Below are 19,019 nucleotides of genomic sequence, written 5' to 3'. Positions count from 1 at the left end.
CGTGCCGGAAGGTGGACCGCCGAAGCGGTCCGGCGGCGACTTGTCTCGCCGGAATTTTGGCCGGGATTTTCAGGCCGAATTTGCAGGCTGGGACTTTTGCGATAACGCGCGGTCCGCTAGCGTCCCCCGCCCCGAGGAATCGGGGCCCGGCCGGAAAGGTTCGGGGGAAGGGCGGCGCGCGCGAGTGAAGAATTGAATACGTCGAGGCGACCTGCGTCGTGAATGGGGCCGTAACCCCCATGAGCGGGTCTGGGTGGAAGGATGATGGGTATGACGCAGAAGCGGGAAGACATGAGCCGGGATCCGGCCACGCATCTGGCGGGTTTGCCGGCGGCGCAGGGTCTCTATGACCCCCGTAACGAGCACGATGCCTGCGGCATCGGTTTCGTGGCGAATATCCACAACCGAAAATCCCACAAGATGATCGAGGACGGCCTGCGGATTCTCGAGAACCTCGAGCACCGCGGCGCGGTCGGCGCCGACCCGAAGGCGGGCGACGGCGCGGGCATCCTCATCCAGATTCCGGACGCCTTTTTCCGCAAGGAAGCGAAGAAGCTCGGATTCGAGCTTCCCGCCGAAGGCCATTACGGCATTGGCCACCTGTTCCTGCCGATGGACAGCGCCGAGCGGGCAAAGATTTGCGCGCTCGCCGAAAAGGTCATCGCGGAGGAAGGCCAGACCTTCCTCGGCTGGCGCGACGTACCGGTCGACAATTCCGATCTCGGTTATTCCGTGAAGCCGACAGAGCCTTTCCACCGGCAGGTCTTTGTCGGCCGGGGCGCATCCTGCAAGGACCAGGATGCCTTCGAGCGGAAGCTCTTCGTCATCCGCAAGCGCATCTTCAACACCCTCTTCCACGAGGGCGGCACGATTCCGAAGGGGCTCTACATCGCCTCTCTCTCGTCACGCACCGTCGTCTACAAGGGCATGCTGCTGGCAGCGCAGGTCGGCAAGTACTACAAGGACTTGGCCGATCCGGAGATGGTGACGGCACTCGCGCTCGTTCATCAGCGCTTCTCCACCAACACCTTCCCGACATGGAGCCTCGCGCACCCCTTCCGCATGGTCTGCCACAACGGCGAGATCAACACGAAGCGCGGCAACGTGAACTGGATCCAGGCGCGCTATTCGTCGATGCAGTCGGAGCTTCTGGGCGACGATCTCAAGAAGCTGTGGCCGATCGCCGTCGAAGGCCAGTCGGACACGGCATGCTTCGACAACGCGCTCGAACTTCTCGTCATGGGCGGCTATTCGCTGTCGCACGCGATGATGATGCTGATTCCCGAAGCCTGGGCGGGCAACCCCCTCATGGATGCGGAACGCCGCGCCTTCTACGAATATCATGCCGCGCTGATGGAGCCGTGGGACGGCCCCGCCGCCGTGGCCTTTACCGATGGCCGCCAGATCGGCGCCACGCTTGACCGCAACGGCCTGCGGCCCGCGCGCTACTACGTCACCGACGACGGCGACGTGATGATGGCGTCCGAAATGGGCGTGCTGCCCGCGCCTGAAGAAAAGATCGTCGAGAAGTGGCGGCTGCAGCCCGGCAAGATGCTGCTGATCGACCTTGAGCAGGGCCGGATCATTTCCGATGCCGAAATCAAGGCGCAGCTCGCAAAGCTTCATCCCTATCAGGAGTGGCTGAACGCCACGCAGATCCAGCTTGAGGATATGCCGGCGCCCCTGCAGCCCGCGACGCAGCCGACATATGCGTCGCTGCTCGATACGCAGCAGGCCTTCGGCTACACGCAGGAAGACATCAAGTTCCTGATGACGCCGATGGCCATGGAAGGCCAGGAAGCCGTCGGGTCGATGGGCACCGACACGCCCATCTCCGCACTCTCTTCGAAGTCGAAGCTGCTCTACACCTATTTCAAGCAGAACTTCGCGCAGGTGACGAACCCGCCGATCGACCCGATCCGCGAGGAACTGGTGATGTCGCTGGTCTCGTTCATTGGGCCGCGGCCGAACCTGCTCGACCTTGAAGGCATGTCGTCGGTGAAGCGCCTCGAAGTGCGCCAGCCAATCCTGACCAACGAGGACCTCGAAAAGATCCGCATGATCGGTGAAGTGGCCGACAATCATTTCCGGACACAGACGCTCGACATCACCTATGACGTGAGCCGCGGCGCGGAAGCCATGGCGGAAATGGTGGAACGGCTCGGCGCGCGTGCAGAAGAGGCGGTGAGGCAGGGCTACAACATCGTGATCCTGTCGGACCGTCTGGTTTCGTCGGATCGTGTTGCCATCCCGGCGCTGCTCGCGACGTCCGCCGTGCATCATCACCTGATCCGGCAGGGGCTTCGCACGTCGGTCGGCCTCGTCGTGGAAACGGGTGAAGCGCGCGAGGTACATCATTTTGCCTGTCTCGCCGGCTACGGCGCGGAAGCGATCAACCCCTATCTCGCCTTCGAGACGCTTGCCGACATGGCGCCGCACCTCGACGAAGGCTTGACGCGCTACGAAGTTGAAAAGCGCTACATCAAGGCGATCGACAAGGGCCTGCTCAAGGTCATGTCCAAGATGGGCATTTCGACGTACCAGTCCTATTGCGGCGCGCAGATTTTCGACGCCATCGGGCTCAGAAGCGATTTCACCAGGAAGTATTTCACGGGCACGATCTCGATGATCGAAGGTGTCGGTATCGAGGAGATTGCGGAAGAAACGATCCTTCGCCACAAGCTCGCCTTCTCCGACGCGCCCGTTCTGAGGAACGCGCTCGATGTCGGCGGCGAATATGCCTATCGCGTTCGCGGCGAAGACCACGCATGGACAGCTGAATCCGTGCGCGACCTTCAGCACGCTGTGCGCGGCAACAGCCGCGACAAGTACCGCTCGTTCGCACGCCAGATCAACGAGCAGAACGAGCGCCTGCTTACCATTCGCGGCCTGTTCGAGATCAAGAACGCCGAGGATGACGGACGCAAGCCCATCGCCGTCGATGAAGTCGAGCCCGCCGTCGAGATCGTCAAGCGTTTCGCGACCGGCGCGATGTCCTATGGTTCGATCAGCCGCGAAGCCCATACGACGCTCGCCATTGCCATGAACCGCATCGGCGGACGCTCCAACACGGGCGAAGGCGGTGAGGAAGCGGATCGCTTCGTGCCAATGCCGAACGGCGACAGCATGCGCTCGGCGATCAAGCAGGTCGCCTCGGGCCGCTTTGGCGTGACGACGGAATACCTCGTCAACGCCGACATGATCCAGATCAAGATGGCGCAGGGCGCGAAGCCCGGCGAAGGCGGACAATTGCCCGGGCACAAGGTCGACGCGGTGATCGCCAAGGTGCGCCACTCGACGCCGGGCGTCGGCCTCATCTCGCCGCCGCCGCACCACGACATCTATTCGATCGAAGACCTGGCACAGCTCATCTTCGACCTGAAGAACACCAACCCCGCCGCCATGATCTCCGTAAAGCTCGTGTCGGAAGTAGGCGTGGGCACTGTCGCGGCCGGTGTGTCGAAGGCGCGCGCGGACCACGTGACGATCTCCGGCTTCGAGGGCGGCACAGGCGCCTCCCCGCTGACCTCGATCAAGCATGCGGGCAGCCCGTGGGAAATCGGCCTCGCCGAGACGCACCAGACGCTCGTAATGAACCATCTGCGCAGCCGCATCGCCGTCCAGGTCGACGGCGGCCTTCGCACGGGCCGCGACGTCATCATCGGCGCCCTGCTCGGCGCGGACGAATTCGGCTTCGCGACGGCGCCACTGATCGCGGCCGGCTGCATCATGATGCGCAAGTGCCATCTGAACACCTGCCCTGTCGGCGTCGCGACGCAGGATCCCGAATTGCGCAAGCGGTTCGTGGGCACGCCCGAACACGTCATCAACTACTTCTTCTTCGTCGCCGAGGAAGTGCGCGAACTGATGGCGGCCATGGGCTATCGCACATTCAATGAAATGATCGGGCAGATGCAGATGCTCGACAAGCGCAAGGTCGTGGAACACTGGAAGGCGAAGGGGCTCGATTTCTCGCGGCTCTTTCACAAGCCGCCGCCGAGCCCCGGCGTGGAGATCTACCGCTCGGAAGCGCAGGATCACCGCATCGAAGGCGTCATGGACCGCACGCTTATCGAAAAGGCGAAGGATGCAATCGAGCACCGGAAGCCCGTGCAGATCGAACTGCCGATCAACAACACGGATCGCGCGACCGGCGCCATGCTGTCAGGCGAGATCGCGAAGCGTCACGGTTATGCGGGCCTGCCCGACGAGACGATCCACGTCAAACTGAAGGGCACCGCAGGCCAGAGCTTTGGCGCCTGGGTCGCCTCGGGAGTAACGCTCGAGCTGGAAGGCGAGGCTAACGACTATGTCGGCAAGGGCCTGTCAGGCGGCCGGCTGATCGTCTATCCGCCGGCCAACTGCCGTATCGTGCCGGAGAAAAGCATCATCGTCGGCAACACCGTGCTTTACGGTGCGATCAGCGGCGAATGCTATTTCCGGGGCGTCGCCGGCGAACGTTTCGCAGTACGCAACTCCGGTGCCATCGCCGTTGTCGAAGGCACGGGAGATCACGGCTGCGAATACATGACGGGCGGCATCGTGGTCGTACTCGGCGAAACGGGCCGCAACTTCGCGGCCGGCATGTCGGGCGGTATCGCCTATGTGCTGGACGAGGACGGCATGTTCGAACGCCGCTGCAACCTCGCCATGGTCGATCTCGAACCGGTGAAGGAAGAGCACGACATCATGGAGCGGCATCGCCACCAGACCGGCGATCTCGAAAGCCATGGCCGCGTCGATGTCATGAGCGACATGACGCGCTTCGATGCAGAGCGCCTGCATCAACTGATCGAAAACCACGCGCACTACACCAATTCGGCCCGTGCGCGGACCATTCTGGATAACTGGGAGGCCATGCTGCCCAAATTCCGCAAGGTGATGCCGGTGGAATATCGCCGCGCCCTGAAGGAAATGCAGCGGGCGCAGGAAACTGCGCAAGCCATGGCCGCAGCGGGAGAGTAAGTGTTGGGCAAGATTACAGGCTTCCTGGAAATCGACCGGCAGGACCGGAAGTACCTGCCGGCCGCGGACCGCGTTCGCAATTTCAACGAGTTCGTCATCCCGCTCGCCGAAGAGGCGCTGCGCGATCAGGCGGCGCGCTGCATGGATTGCGGTATCCCCTATTGTCACAATGGCTGCCCGGTGAACAACCAGATCCCGGACTGGAACGACCTCGTCTATCAGGCCGATTGGGCGGAAGCCTGCCGCAATCTCCATTCGACGAATAACTTCCCTGAGTTCACGGGCCGCATCTGCCCCGCCCCCTGCGAGGCGAGCTGCACCCTGAACCTCACCGATGCCCCGGTTACGATCAAGACGATCGAATGTGCGATCGTCGATCGTGGCTGGAAGGAAGGCTGGATTGCCCCGCAGGTACCCGCGAAGAAAACCGGCAAGCGCGTCGCCATTGTCGGCTCGGGCCCGGCAGGCCTCGCCGCCGCCCAGCAGCTTGCCCGGCGCGGCCACGATGTCCATCTTTTCGAGAAGTTCCAGAAGGCAGGCGGCTTGCTCCGCTATGGCATTCCCGACTTCAAGATGGAGAAGCTTCACATCGACCGCCGAGTCGAACAGATGGAGGCGGAAGGCGTCACCTTCCACTACGGCGTCCATGTCGGCGTCAACAAGGATGCGAAGGAACTCCTGTCCGGATTCGACGCCGTCATCCTCACCGGCGGATCGGAGAAGCCGCGCGATCTGCCGGTGGAAGGCCGCGAGCTTTCCGGCGTTCACTTCGCGATGGAATTCCTGCCGCAGCAGAACCGCCGCGTTTCGGATGAACCGATCGGTCAGGTCGAGCCCATTCTCGCCGGCGGCAAGCATGTCGTCGTGATCGGCGGCGGCGACACCGGCTCCGACTGTATCGGCACCTCGTTCCGTCAGGGCGCCGTATCGGTGACGCAGCTCGAAATCATGCCGGCGCCGCCCGAGAAGGAAAACAAGCTCCTAACCTGGCCGGACTGGCCACTCAGGATGCGCACTTCATCGAGCCAGGCCGAAGGCGCCACGCGCGACTTCGCCGTGATGACCCGCCGCATCCTCGGCAAGGACGGCCATGTGACGGCCATCGAATGCACGCGGGTCGATGAGAAGATGCAGCCTGTTCCCGGCAGCGAATTCGAAATCAAAGCCGATCTCGTGCTTCTCGCAATGGGCTTCGTACATCCCGTGCACGAGGGCATGCTCAAGGAACTTGGTGTCCAGCTCGATCCCCGCGGCAACGTGGCTGCCGACACCGCGACTTACAAATCGAGTCTCGGCAAGGTTTTCGCCGCCGGCGACATGCGGCGCGGACAGTCGCTCGTGGTATGGGCGATCCGCGAGGGCCGTCAGGCTGCTCGCGAGGTAGATCTCTTTCTCATGGGGGAAACAACGCTTCCGCGCTGATCCGATCAAAGCGCAAGAAGATCGAAGACAAAGCCCCCGTGACACGTATCACGGGGGCTTTTTCGTGAGCTGGATGAAAGAACGATGAACCCGATGAACGAGACCACAAGACAGGACTGGATCGACGGCATTCGCGTCATGGCGCCGCTGCTGCCGGGCGCCATACCCTTCGGTATGATCGCGGGCGTCGTCGCTTCCAATGCCGGGCTCGACGCACTGGCAGGCATCGGCCAATCGGTCGTAATCTTTGCGGGCGCGTCGCAGCTTGCCTCGACGCAACTCATCGCCGACGCCGCTCCCGTTCTCGTGGTCATCCTGACGGGCCTTGTGATCAATCTGCGCTTTGCGATGTACAGCGCCGCGCTTGCCGGGCATCTGGCGGCCTTGCCGCGCGGGAGACGCTGGCTCGTCTCTTATCTGATGACCGACCAATCCTACGCGCTGAGCGTCCTGCGCTATGCCGCCCGGCCGGAGATGAGTCTCGCCGCGAAATACGCCTTCTACATGGGCGGCGCGGCAGTCATGTGGATCGTCTGGCTGGCGGCGACGGCAGCCGGATATTTCCTGGGCAACAGCATTCCGGCAAGCTGGTCGCTCGACTTCTTCGTACCTCTGAGCTTCCTCGCGCTGATCGTCCCCGCAATCCGCGACCGGGCGAACGCTGCCGCGGCCCTGACAGGCGGCGCGGTCGCCGTGCTTGCATGGAGCCTGCCCTTCAATCTCGGTCTCTTCCTCGCCGCTATTTCCGGTGTCGCCGCGGGCTATGCGGTCGAAAGGCTGATGCCACAATCCCGGGAGAACTCCTGATGGACGCTCAAACGGTCTGGCTTGCCATCGTCGCCATAGGCATCGGCACCTTCGCGCTGCGTGCCTGTTTCATCGAGCTTGGCGGCCGCTTCACGCTGCCCGCCCCTGTGACGCAGGCGCTGCGCTTCCTGCCGGCCGCCGTGCTTTCGGCAATCATTGTGCCGGCCGTCCTGCGCGGTGAGGCGGGCAGCCTCTATTTCGGGATCGATAATCCGCGTCTCATCGCGAGCGTCGTCGCAACGCTGATCGCCTGGAAGACGAAGAGCGTTCTCGCGACGCTCGCCGTCGGCATGGGCACGCTCTGGATCTTGCAGGCGGCTCTGTAGCAGCGCTAGCCAGGCTGGTCGCTCAACATGCCGCGCAAAAGTTTCGCACCTTCTCTGGTCCGCGCGCGTTCATTGTCGAAACGCGACCTCACCTCCGGCCAGCCCGTACCGCGCAGTTCGGTCATCCCGTCGCGCACTTGGCCGGCAGGTTCGTTGAAACCGTTTTTCGACATCTGTTCGCTCCATGTGCCCGCCAGCGCCACCACACCGTTCTGCAACGGCCCGACTTCGAAGCCATTGACCCAGTTCATCAGCCGGTCGCTGCTGAAGACGAGAAGAATGAGTACGACGATCAGGAAGGTGCGCGCGACCCGCGCCACCGAACGTCGCGTCTCCTCGGCCTGCTGCAATTCGGCGCGCGACGCGGCTTCCCATCCGTCTTCCAGTTCCCTTTCGATCTCGCGGAGCAAATCGAGCATGGCACCTCAGAACTGGAAGTAGATGAAGGGAGCGACGCCCTCGGGCGCAACTGCCCAGATGAGCCAGATACCACCACCCAGCAGAAGCCCGAGCAAAGGCGACGGCAGCCACTGGATACCACGCGCAAGCCAGCGGCCGAGATGACGCGGGGTGAACTGGAAGAACATGGCAAGCAAAATGAGCCCAACCGCAAAGGGTGTGACGTATTGATTGGCATCCGACCAGCGGAACAGACCGGCAAGGTAGCTTCCCGCCGTCGAGAGGCTGTCGGCACGAAAGAATATCCAGGCGAAGCAAACGAGATGAAACGTCCAGACGATGCCGACGAAGTGCTGCGCCCCGTTGCCGATCGCGGTCAGGAGGCCGTAGTGACCGGGATGCGCCGGCGCGTATTCATCGAGCTTTTTCCGCGCAAAGCGCTCAAGTGCGAGCATGCCGCCATGAAATGCGCCCCAGACGACGAATGTCCAGGCGGCGCCATGCCAGATGCCGCCGAGGAACATGGTGAGAAAGAGATTGCGGTAGGTCTTGCCGTCGCCATGACGGTTGCCGCCGAGCGGTACATAGAGATAGTCGCGAAGCCACGTTGACAGCGAGATGTGCCAGCGGCGCCAGAAATCCTGAAGGCTCGAGGCCCGATACGGTTGGTCGAAATTTTCGAGAAACCGATAGCCGAGCAATGCCGCAACGCCGATGGCAATATCGCTGTAGCCGGAAAAGTCGCAGTAGATCTGAATCGCATATCCATAGACGCCGACCAGCAGATCGAGCGCGCCGACGGCCGACGGATCGAAAAAGACGGGGTCGACAAGTTCGGTTGCGAGATAGTTCGCGACCACCATCTTCTTCGCCAGTCCCGACAGGATCAGCACCACGCCGACGCCGACATGCGCGCGGGTCAGGCCGACCGGGCGGTGCAACTGCGGCAGGAAATCGGCCGCCCGCACAATCGGCCCCGCCACGAGCTGTGGAAAGAAGGAGATGTAGAGCATGACGTTGACGAGAGACTGCTCCGCCTTCACGTGACCGCGATAGACATCGACCACATAGGAAATGCCCTGGAAGGTGAAGAAGGAAATGCCGACCGGCAGGATCACCTGCATGAAAGGCAAGTCGCGCTCGAGCCCGGCGGTCTCAAGAACCACGGCAAACGACGTGAGAAAGAAGTCGTAATATTTGAAGAAGCCGAGAATGCAAAGACCGGCAGTCACGGCCAATCCGACAATCAGCTTGCGAAGTGCTGCGTGTTCAGTGCGCACCAGCGCCAGACCGGCGATATGATTGATGAGCGTAGAGAGAAAAAGCAGACCGAGAAACCGCCAGTCCCACCAACCGTAGAAGAAATAGCTGGCCGCAAGCAGTACAAGCTTGCGGACTCCCGGCGTCCAGCGCACGGCCCAGCTGACCGCGAACACGATCAGAAAGAATATGCCGAACTCAATGGTCGGAAAAAGCATGCCGCCCGCCACTCACGCACGTGTCGCCCAAATTAACCATCAGGGGGGCATGACGGCATGGGGGATCATCGTCCAACCGGAGCAAAAGCTCAACGGGCGCCTGCATTGTTAGTTAACCAACCGGCGGCACGCGCCCGGGCGGATTTTTCGTCCGCTCCGGGCGCGCCCTCAGGAAGCAGCTCAGAACTGCAGCGTGGCCGTCACGGATAGCTGATGAGAAGAAGAATCGGACCCGAACTCGCCGCCATATCCTCCGGACAGTGAGCCGCGCGCCATTCGATAGATAACGCCGGCGTTTACAAACGCCGCGCTCTCATTGGCCTGTTCACCGGTCAGCGAGAAGGCTCCGCCCGAATGGAAGCGGCCGTCCACCACCACATCTTCAGCCAGCAATTCCGCCGAGTAGCCGCCCTCGACATAAGGCTCGACAGTCCGCTTTTCGCCCAGACCGAGCGAAGCCCGGAGCGCCGCCCGCGCCCGGAGCGACTGGAAATCGCCCGAGTCGATGTCCAGATTTGCGCCGCCAGCCCCACTCTCCGAATAGCTCTCCATCAGAAGATAAGTGTAATCGGCCCGAATGGACGGCACGAGCATAAGCGCGCCCATGTCCATGCGGTAGCCCGCATCCGTGGAGACCATGCCTTGATAGCCCATCGAGTCGGCCTCGGCGAGGTAGTCGACAGCGCCGATCAGAATCTGGCGCCTCATCTCATATTCGTTGAGCGCAACGCCACCGATCAGGTCCCAGTAGGCCGGACCCGCGTTGAAGGACTTGTAAAGCTGAAGCGCATAGGAAACGAAGCTGCTGTCTTCAGAACCGCTTCTATCGTTTCCGATGGTCGAGCCTGCATAGGTAAAGGAAATGCCGGCGCCACCATTCCCGTCGAAGCTGTCGTATCCGAGCGAAAGCGCGAAGGTGTCACCGTCATATCCAGTGACGTTGTTCCCGTCCCTCTTGATGGTCGAGAAGGTCTCCTTTGCCCACCAGCCCTCTGTATGGGACCGCTTGCCTCTGCTGGCTGTGCCGCCTTCGCCATTGCGAAGAACGAAAAGCCGCGACGCGATTGCATCGTTAGCCAGGTTCTGCGCCATGACAGCGCTCTTTTCGCGCGCACCTGTAAGGTCTGGCAGCAACTGCGTATAAGCCGCCTCCAGCTCGGCTTCCGTTCCTATGCCGCCTATGGCCGAACCGAGAACATCGTCCGATTCCAGCGCCGTGGGGGCTGCATTGTAAATGGCGGCGAGATAGCCCGAATACCCAAGCTCCGCCGCCGTCTTCCGCTCAAGGTCGAGATAGAGCTGGTTTCCGATCAGATTGAGAACGGCGTTATATCCAGCCGTGACACCGCCGAGTTCGATGCCGGCATCCCCAACGATGCTGCCGCCTTCGGCAATCAAGAGACTGGCGGTCGTGGCCAGATAACTGGTGAAATTGACGTCGACGGTTGCACCGACATCGAACGTCGTCGCGCCCGTGGTGAGCACATAACCCGACGTTGTCAGGTTCACCGGATCGAAAGTTGTGAAGAAAGTGGAATCCGCTCCGAAATTCGCCGTCGTCGCTTCGAACACTTCCCCTTCGGGTACGTAGAAAATCGCGTCGTCCACCGTGAGGAACAGCGTGCCACCGGATGTGAGAGTACTCGACATCGAGGAAACGCTTCCCCCCGACAGCGTCATCGTCAGGCTGCCGCCGTCAACGGCAATATCGCTGCCAATCGTGCCGTCGGTCGAATTGAGGGTATATGCCCCGGCGCCGAAGAGCATGTCGCCTGAAATACTACCTTCGTTTTCAATAAGGACGGTCGCACTTGAGGCAGAAAGATCGATGGCGATCGCCTGACCGGTGTCGGTTGCCGTCGCCGTAATCGATCCGGAGTTGACGATCGATGTCAGCGTTCCGGAAGCATCGCGTATGGCCGTTGCATTCGTACCGTCGACACTCGCCGTGGCGGTGATCGATCCCTCGTTTTCAATCGATGCGAGGTCGCCACCAAGAGCGATGTCGATTGCCACGGCTTCGCCACCGACGTCGCCGCCGCCGGCAGCCGTCGAGGCCCGGATCGTGCCGAGATTCGACAGCGAAACAGCACCGCCGATGACGGCGCCGCTCTGTATGGAGATGGCTGTGGCATCCTGATCGTAACCGTACGCACCGATGACACCGGCCGTGTCATTGACGATTCCATCTGTCAGTGTCGTCGTGAAGCCGCCGCCTCCAATCCGGACTGCAGTCGTTCCCCCCGCCGAGGAATCGTAGGCATAGGCATAAATGCCGCCCTCGTTATAGAGGCTCGCTCCGTCGGCGGTTGCGCCGACGGTAATATTTGCCAGGCTTGGTTCGAACAGGACCGCAACGCTTCCGTAGCTCCGGATCGTGCCGCTGTTGCTGACGCCCTCGCCGAGATCGGCATTCACCTGGACCGCAGGTCCACCCTCGACAACGGCATCGGTGTCGGTTTGCGCAGTGCCGGTGGTGATGGTGCCCGTATTGACGATTCCGCCGGTCGTATCCGATGAAACCTCGATGCCGACACCATCCGCCGCAAGTGCATTGATGGCTCCGGCATTGGTAACGGAGTTGTCGCTGTCGATCGTGATCGCGGTTTCACTCGCCCCGACTGTGAGGGATCCGGACGACGTAACCTCTACATCGCCCGCACCTGCACCGTCGGCATTGGACGTTACAACCGGGGTCGTGGTGGCTGTAGAGATGGAAAGGTCGCCCGCGGAGGCACCAAGCGGTGCCATCGTCCCGAGCAAAGAGACGCCAAACACCGACGCGCGCATTTTCCGCGCACGGTTGCGCTCACAAATTGACTGCATATTTCCCCCGCCCCTTGAATGAAACCCCGAGATAGAGATTTCACGCAGTGAAGCAAGGTTTCCGTCGCAAAAAAAACGATGCCGAACGAAAAACTTTCAAAGCACCCGAAAACAGGTTTTTTTACCCGCGTTACGGGCCGGGAGGCTGGGCCTGCTTGCCGCATTGGCTGGTGCTCGCCGAACTTGCCTCACGCATGAGTGTTTCCCATAAATTTGCGGAGAGCCGGTCCGCACCCTCGGGTCGCAGGTGAACCCTGTCGGCATGCATGAGCGGCGGCGTGGCCAGCGCCCATCGATTTGCGCTGCACAGCCCGCCCATCGCCGTTTCCCCGTCCCAGAAAAAGGCACCCCGCTCCGCTGCCAGTCTCCGCTGTGCTTCGCGCACGAGCACGAGCTTCGGAGGCGTTGCCCAGCCGCCCCCGCAGTCCGAGCCTGTGCCGCGCCTTGCGCCGTCGAACGGGCCGAGCAGGACAAGCGACGCTCCGGGCGCCGCCGAAGCCACAAGATCGATGAAGTCCCTGAGCAACGCCCGGTAGCTCCCGATGTCGAGGCCGTCGTTGTAGCCCTCGTTTGTGCCGTAACCGAAGATCACAAGGTCCGGCTTCATCGCGGCGACCTGCGCGCTGACGATGCTCCTGTCCCAACGCGTCGTGACAGACGCCGTCGCGGCGACGATGCCATAGCTGTCGTAGCGGACGCCGGCGCCGTTATTTCCGGTCGCCCAGCCGAGAACATGCACAGGCCCCGTGCCCGCCGGCCGCAACGTGGCGCGATGCGCGGCGGAAGCCGGAACCGTGAGCCGCAGGAGCCCAGGCTCCACCATACGGGTGGAAAGCTTCAGCGCGGCGGCATCGCCGATTTTCAGCAACACCGCGCCGGTGTCCGGTCCGCCGTAGAGTTCAAGTTCGATGCGCGAGAAAGGATCGGCGGCCTCAAATGTCATGATGGCCTCGGGCGCCGCGCCGCTCACACGAAAACCCTGGATGCCGAAGGGACCAGAGGCATCGGCAGGCAAACTCGAAGCAACGCTCCACGGGCCTGTCATCGCAAGCTTGAAGCCATCCGGCGCGTAGTAACGGAACGGTACGCCCGGCATGAGCCCGCGCCCAGCATTGCCGAACTCTTCCCGCCAGCGCGTCCGCAATCCGCGCGTGAACGTATCGAGAGAAATGTGGCTGTCGCCGAGATGGAGAACCGTAAGCGGCCGCGAGCGCTGCCCCGTCTCGATTTCGCCTATCGCCGAATGAAAATATTCAAGGCCGCGCGGCGCGGATGGGTTTTCGCATTCCGCCGCCCGAAGTGGCGCCACAAACACGGCCATTGCAATCAGCGTTGTGCATGCGACGCGAAAGAATGCACGCCGCCGTTCAGTTGGTCGCGCCGAGCCAGAGCCAGTCATCCGACCGGCCCGGACGTCTGTCCACCATGTCATATGTCGCCTCGTCGGCCGTTGCGGCCGCATCGTCCACCACGCGAAGCGCGAGAGGCGCCGCCGCGACGCGCGATGCAGCAGCACCGCCATCGGTGTCGGTCAGAATGGCCTCGGCCACCTTGTCGCCCAAGAGCTCATAGCCTGCCATTGTGAAATGGATGCCGTCTTCTGCGCGGAGGAGGCGGGTGCGGCCGAAGCGGTCTTCGCCGTAGGCGGTGTAGCTTCCATCCGCACCGGCGGCGAGGCCTTCCGTGCGTACGAATGCGATACCGTTTGCGCGTGCGCGCTCCTCGAATATGTCGTTGAAGCTCGCCATGTCGGCCCCGAAGCGCGGGCTGCGCATGACCGGCAACTGAAGCCAGTAGATACGCGCACCCGTCGCCTGCAGCGTGGCCGTGAAATCGTCGACGCGGCGCTTGTAGATTTCGCGCCAGTTGTCGTCGAAAAGCGCATGGCGGACGCCGTTTTCCACGATCGGCTGACGATCGTTGGTGCCCATGACGACGACGGCGATGTCGATTTTCGTCTCCGCCGCGATCTCCCGTACCGCCTCGTTCCAGTCGTAATAGTCCTGACGCGAAAAACCCGTGGCAACGCGCGATTTCTTGATGACGTTGAAACGGCTGTCCTTGCGAAGCACGTGATAGAGGCCGGCCCACATGCCGTCGCCGAGCGAGTCGCCGAGCACGACGACGTTGTAGCGCTCCTTTTTGACGGCTGCGGCGGGAGCGGCAAGCATTTGTTTTTGTTCGGGAATTGGCTGCGTGGTCAGTGCGGCGCTCTCGACGCCGGGCGGCGTCAGACGCATCGGCTCTGCCTGCGCGGCGGCCCACCAGAAAAGGACGAGCGGCAACGCAAAGGCGAGCGCCAGCGCGAGGCGCCGCCCCTTGTCCGATTCCGATTTCACGACGGCCCGCCCCGCCATTTCGCCCCCGAACACTCAAAAACACAAAGGATTCCGCGCCATTCCGGCACAAATTACCGCCGGAACGTACCGCCGAATGAGCTTTAACCTGCACAGGTTGTGCCCCGGCACCCTGCCCCGGAATGGGACAAAGTCTATCCGCCGGCCGCCCGCTTGCCTAGGCTGGAGGGCTTCTGTCATCGAACTGTAATGAAAATGTCATGCGGCGAGTCGCGCCCGCCGCGACACGACCGGCAAAAATAAATAATCCCCGGTTTTCGCCTACACGGCGCTCCGCAGAAGTTCGGAAACGACGCGCTCGAGATCCTTCAGCGAGGCGCAGGTGACCGCCTTGTCGCAATAGGGCTGAAGCCGGCGCATCTCGCTGTCGCCCGAATTCCACATCGTCTGCGGTTCCGGGTTGAGCCAGATGACGCGCCGCGCGCGGGCGTGAATTTTCTTCAGGATGTCGCCGCGCGGATCGCCGTAATTGGAGCGGGCATCGCCGAGGATCAGAATGGTGGTGCGATGGTCGATGTCGTCGAGCGCGATCTCCTCGAAATCCATCAGCGCCTGACCGTAATCGGTGGAGCCGCCGCCGAAATCGCGCAGCACCTCGACCAGCGCCTCTTCGAGCTTCTCGCGCTCGAAGAGTTCCGTCGTCTCGCCGAGATGACCGGAGAAGGCGAAGCTGCGGACGGCGGGCAGAACTTCCTGCAATGAATAAAGGAACATCAGAAGAAAGCGCGCGACCTGCGCGACCGAGCCCGACACATCGCAAACCGCCATGACTTTCGGACGGTCGACCTTGGTCTTCTTCCAGATCGTGTGAAACAGCAGGCCGTCGAATTCGATATTGGCGCGGATGGTGCGGCGGACATCGAGCTGGCCGCGCCGCGCCACCTTCTTGCGGCGCGAGTGAAGCGCGATCAGGCGCTTTGCCATCTTGCGCACAAGCTCGCGCATGATCTTCATGTCGGAACGGTCGATATTCGACAACCGCACCTGCGCCAGCACTTCCTCGCGCAACTGGCGGCCGGAATTCGCGGTGAAGATTTCGAGCTGCTTCTCGACATAGTCGCGCACCTGCTCGCGCAACTCGTCGCGGGCCGCGCGCAACCGCTCCGCGCCTGGCATGTTGCCCGACGTTTCGCGGCGCTCGACTTCCTCGTTGAGACCGTCGAGCCCCATGTTTTCCATGATGCGGCGCGTGAACATGCCGCGCTGCGTGAAGAGACGGATACGGTTGAGCTGCGCCTGACGCGCGCCTTCCGCCAGTGCCATCTGGAGAGCCGCCTGATCGCCGCGCTCAAGCAGCGAGACGAGATCGGGCGATGAACCGGGCTCACCCTCGCCCTGCCGCTCGCCCGACATGCCGCCGGAACCGGGCGAAGGCATGCCGCCTGATTCCGCCTGCTCGCCTTCCTGCCCCTCGCCGCCATCCGCCTCGCCGGCCTCGGACGCATCGTTGTCGTTTTCATTGGCGGCGGGCGGACGCGACTTGAACTGGTCGAAGGCGAAGAAGCTGTCGAAGGTCTCGCCGAAGGCGGTCTTCTCGTCCTCGCTCTTCGCGAGCACCTGCGCCAGCGCATCCTTCAGCGTGCGGCGGTCGTCGAGACCGACAATGCCGACGACGCGGCCGGCATCGATCGACTCCGAGGTCGAAACGCGGATATCGGCGGCACGAAGCGCCCGGATGAAATCGCCAAGGACTTCCGTCATGGGCGGGAGGCTCTAGCGAATTGCCGCATGCAATACACCAAACAAAAAAGTGTCATCCCGGCGAAAGCCGGGATCCATTGGCTCCCTCAGCAGAAACGATCGCGCGCGGAGCCAGCACGCAGCATCGCGCGCTGCGGCAAGAGGCGCTGCGAGTGGACTCCGGCTTTCGCCGGGGTGACACCGGATTTCTTGCAAGACCGGCGAATGGAAAAGCATCGCCCTACCCCGCCTGCACGGCCTTCGTGACCAGCGCGTTGATCTCGCCGTCGACATTGTCGATGTCGTCCTGGAATTTCAGCAGCACATTGAGCGTGTTGCGGACGAGATCGGCGTCGAGTTCGCGGGCGTGGAGCAACACGAGGGTGCGCGCCCAGTCGATGGTTTCGCTGACCGCCGGAAGCTTCTTGAGGTCGAGCGTGCGGAGCCCCTGCACGAAGGCGACGAGCTGTTTGCGGAGATGCTCTTCCACTTCCGGCACGCGGGAGCGGATGATGCGCTGTTCCAGCTCCGTATCCGGGAACGGAATGTAGAGATGCAGGCAGCGGCGCTTCAGCGCATCGCCGATCTCGCGCGTGTTGTTGGAGGTGAGGAAGACGATGGGCGTGGTACGCGCCTTGATCGTGCCGAGCTCGGGTACGGAAATCTGATAGTCGGAGAGAAGCTCCAGCAGGAACGCCTCGAACTCGTCGTCCGACTTGTCGATCTCGTCGATCAGCAGCACCGCGCCGCCCGGCTGCCAGAGCGCCTTGAGGAGCGGGCGCGGCTCCAGGAATTCTTCCGAGAAGAAGGTGTCGTCGAAATCGTGCAGCCGCGTCATGGACTCCTTCAGGCCCTGCGCGCCCGACATGAGATCGCCGAGCTTTTCCTTCAGCACCTGCGTATAGAGAAGCTGCTTGCCGTATTTCCACTCGTAAAGCGCCTTCGCCTCGTCGAGACCTTCGTAGCACTGGAGACGGATGAGCGGCTTGCCGACAAGTTCCGCCGTCGCCTTGGCGAGTTCCGTCTTGCCGACGCCGGGCGGCCCCTCGATCAGCAGCGGCTTCTGCAGCCGCTCCGCGAGGAAAAGCGAGGTGGCGATATGGGCGTTACAGATATAGCCGCGCGATTCGAAGCCCTTGCGGACGGCTTCGATTTCCGCGACGGCGCTTTTTTCTTCGACTTTGTTCAACTGAACGACGAGAGGCGCGGAGCACCCCTTCCCTGATGTGCGATTTCCATTGAGCCGCAAGGTAGCACAGGGGGCGCAAGCCTGCGCCACATCAAAAATCCGGGGCGCCCTGAACGATTGTGAACGAGGCCGGACGCCGGGGAAAGCAGGGGAAGCCGCTCACGCCCGGCCAAGTTCGGCCATGAGCCATTGCTGGTGCTGGTGGATCGCCGCTTCGAGATGGCTGAGGCGGCCGGCCTGCGCCACGCCGCTCCGGAGACCGCGCTGCACGCCCTCGCAGGCGACCAGATCTTCCATATGGACGGCGACGGTCGCCTCGCGCAGAAAATGCTTGAGAGTTTCCGCGTCGGGCACATCTGTCGAGGCAGGATGGGCGAGCAGATAGACCGTGAGCTTGAAGCGGTCGACCCCCGAAATTTCCATCCGGTACCAGATGACGCTGTCCGACAGCACGGCGATCAGCATCGAAGGGTAGATATTGAAGACCGAGAAACCGCGCCGCGCCCGATCCGGAATGCCGTCGACCGGCTTGAACAGCGGATGGGTCAACTCATTGTCCTTGTGCGGCATGCGCAGAACCGCATAAGGCCCGTTCGACGGATCGCAGAAGGAAATTGCCGCAGGATAATTCGGCTCGAATGTTTCCGGGTGGATGGCGAAGTGGTGATAGGCCTCCATGAAATTGTCGACCAGCACCTTCCAGTTGTAAGCCTGGTCGAACTCTATCCGTCCCACGATGTCCATTTCGTCCATCTTCCAGGGCCCGAATTCCTCTGCGAGTGGCTGAAGCTCGCCGGCAAGCGGCGCGGCATCGCCGCTCAGATTGACGAAGATAAAGCCGTTCCAGACCTCGCAGGCGAATGAGGGAAGCGCGCATTCCGCACGGTCGAACCCCTCCGCCTGCTCCATCAGCGGCGCGGCCATCAGCGAGCCGTCCAGCGCATAGGTCCATTTGTGATAGGGGCAGGAAATCGTGCCCGAACTTTCCGCTCCCTCGCCAAGCATCATCCAGCGGTGGCGGCAGACGGCGGAGAGCGCGCGCACGACGCCGTCGCGACCGCGCACGATGAGGAGCGGCTCGCCCGCGACATCGATGCGGAAACGGTCGCCCGGTTTCGGGATTTCGGCGGCATGGCCGACCGAAACCCAGTTGCGCCGGAAAACCGTTTCCCGCTCCCGCTCGAACACCTCGGGCGAGGTGTAGAATGCAGGCGGCAGCGTGGAAGCGTCCGCAAGCGGCCGCATCACGGCGGCCTCGCCTTCCTTCATGAGTTTCGCGACCGGCTGCATGACCCCCTCCTATTTCGACCGTTCGGTTGAAATTAGGATGGGAGGCGGGGGAGTGTCAAATGCGGACATATGGCGGCGAAAAAAGTGTCAAATCACCGTCATTGCGAGGAGGCGGAGCCGACGAAGCAATCCAGAAGCCGCATATGCGGAGTTTGCCGCTCCTGGATTGCTTCGCTTCGCTCGCAATGACGGAGATGGATCACGGAGAACCCCTCCCCAAACGGCTTTCAGCCGTTTGACCCCCGGGTCAAGCCCGGGGGCAGGCTCCTCCCGCAGGGGG

Annotated in this window: 12 protein-coding genes; 4 read left to right on the top strand and 8 right to left on the bottom strand. The window is 62.4% G+C overall.

The genetic code is table 11. From position 1 onward, the window contains the following. Positions 1-270 precede the first annotated feature (270 nt). From gltB to Q8S60_RS17565, 4 genes are all read left to right on the top strand, one after another. Positions 271-4,965 (top strand): glutamate synthase large subunit, encoded by a 4,695-nt coding sequence (gene gltB / locus Q8S60_RS17580; RefSeq protein WP_305668751.1) that lies wholly within the window; start codon positions 271-273, stop codon positions 4,963-4,965. A gap of 3 nt (positions 4,966-4,968) precedes the next feature. Continuing rightward, positions 4,969-6,387, top strand: coding sequence for a glutamate synthase subunit beta (locus Q8S60_RS17575; protein ID WP_305278412.1), 1,419 nt, complete (start codon positions 4,969-4,971; stop codon positions 6,385-6,387). A gap of 93 nt (positions 6,388-6,480) precedes the next feature. Further along, positions 6,481-7,194, top strand: coding sequence for an AzlC family ABC transporter permease (locus Q8S60_RS17570; RefSeq protein WP_305278413.1), 714 nt, complete (start codon positions 6,481-6,483; stop codon positions 7,192-7,194). After that, on the top strand, positions 7,194-7,520 hold the full coding sequence (locus tag Q8S60_RS17565; protein ID WP_305278414.1) for an AzlD domain-containing protein: 327 nt from the start codon (positions 7,194-7,196) through the stop codon (positions 7,518-7,520). The genes Q8S60_RS17570 and Q8S60_RS17565 overlap by 1 nt, the downstream gene beginning before the upstream one ends. Before the next feature lie 5 nt (positions 7,521-7,525). Here the strand turns inward: Q8S60_RS17565 and Q8S60_RS17560 are convergent, their stop codons facing one another. The 8 genes from Q8S60_RS17560 to Q8S60_RS17525 all read right to left on the bottom strand — a co-directional run bounded on the left by Q8S60_RS17560 (position 7,526) and on the right by Q8S60_RS17525 (position 18,739). Next, entirely contained in the window at positions 7,526-7,939 is a 414-nt protein-coding gene (locus Q8S60_RS17560; RefSeq protein ID WP_305278415.1) for a hypothetical protein, read from the bottom strand. A gap of 6 nt (positions 7,940-7,945) precedes the next feature. After that, complete coding sequence (locus Q8S60_RS17555; RefSeq protein ID WP_305278416.1) at positions 7,946-9,397, bottom strand: MBOAT family protein; 1,452 nt, start codon at positions 9,395-9,397, stop codon at positions 7,946-7,948. A 180-nt stretch (positions 9,398-9,577) separates the two neighbouring features. Next, positions 9,578-12,187, bottom strand: coding sequence for an autotransporter domain-containing protein (locus tag Q8S60_RS17550; protein WP_305668750.1), 2,610 nt, complete (start codon positions 12,185-12,187; stop codon positions 9,578-9,580). Positions 12,188-12,353: 166 nt separating this feature from the next. After that, entirely contained in the window at positions 12,354-13,544 is a 1,191-nt protein-coding gene (locus Q8S60_RS17545) for a GDSL-type esterase/lipase family protein (protein WP_305278418.1), read from the bottom strand. A 46-nt stretch (positions 13,545-13,590) separates the two neighbouring features. Then, complete coding sequence (locus Q8S60_RS17540; protein WP_305278419.1) at positions 13,591-14,562, bottom strand: DUF459 domain-containing protein; 972 nt, start codon at positions 14,560-14,562, stop codon at positions 13,591-13,593. A gap of 279 nt (positions 14,563-14,841) precedes the next feature. Then, positions 14,842-16,281, bottom strand: coding sequence for a VWA domain-containing protein (locus tag Q8S60_RS17535; protein ID WP_305278420.1), 1,440 nt, complete (start codon positions 16,279-16,281; stop codon positions 14,842-14,844). 220 nt (positions 16,282-16,501) lie between these two features. After that, positions 16,502-17,449 carry a MoxR family ATPase gene (locus tag Q8S60_RS17530; protein ID WP_305278421.1) on the bottom strand — a complete coding sequence of 316 codons (948 nt, stop codon included), beginning with the start codon at positions 17,447-17,449 and terminating at the stop codon, positions 16,502-16,504. Positions 17,450-17,608: 159 nt separating this feature from the next. Then, the gene (locus tag Q8S60_RS17525; RefSeq protein WP_305278422.1) at positions 17,609-18,739 is read right to left on the bottom strand and encodes an aromatic ring-hydroxylating dioxygenase subunit alpha; all 1,131 of its coding nucleotides are present in this window, start codon (positions 18,737-18,739) and stop codon (positions 17,609-17,611) included. Positions 18,740-19,019: the final 280 nt, after the last annotated feature.

It is taken from the genome of Parvibaculum sp. (assembly GCF_030694575.1).
GTDB lineage: Bacteria > Pseudomonadota > Alphaproteobacteria > Parvibaculales > Parvibaculaceae > Parvibaculum.
Note: the sequence above shows the minus strand (reverse complement) of the source record. Positions and strands in the feature narration are given on the sequence as shown.

Excerpts from the sequence above, each read along its gene's own strand:
- gltB (WP_305668751.1), top strand. The coding sequence starts at position 271 with ATGACGCAGAAGCGGGAAGACATGAGCCGGGATCCGGCCACGCATCTG.
- Q8S60_RS17570 (WP_305278413.1), top strand. The coding sequence starts at position 6,481 with ATGAACGAGACCACAAGACAGGACTGGATCGACGGCATTCGCGTCATG.
- Q8S60_RS17565 (WP_305278414.1), top strand. The coding sequence starts at position 7,194 with ATGGACGCTCAAACGGTCTGGCTTGCCATCGTCGCCATAGGCATCGGC.
- Q8S60_RS17560 (WP_305278415.1), bottom strand. The coding sequence starts at position 7,939 with ATGCTCGATTTGCTCCGCGAGATCGAAAGGGAACTGGAAGACGGATGG.
- Q8S60_RS17555 (WP_305278416.1), bottom strand. The coding sequence starts at position 9,397 with ATGCTTTTTCCGACCATTGAGTTCGGCATATTCTTTCTGATCGTGTTC.
- Q8S60_RS17550 (WP_305668750.1), bottom strand. The coding sequence starts at position 12,187 with ATGCGCGCGTCGGTGTTTGGCGTCTCTTTGCTCGGGACGATGGCACCG.
- Q8S60_RS17545 (WP_305278418.1), bottom strand. The coding sequence starts at position 13,544 with ATGGCCGTGTTTGTGGCGCCACTTCGGGCGGCGGAATGCGAAAACCCA.
- Q8S60_RS17535 (WP_305278420.1), bottom strand. The coding sequence starts at position 16,281 with ATGACGGAAGTCCTTGGCGATTTCATCCGGGCGCTTCGTGCCGCCGAT.
- Q8S60_RS17525 (WP_305278422.1), bottom strand. The coding sequence starts at position 18,739 with ATGCAGCCGGTCGCGAAACTCATGAAGGAAGGCGAGGCCGCCGTGATG.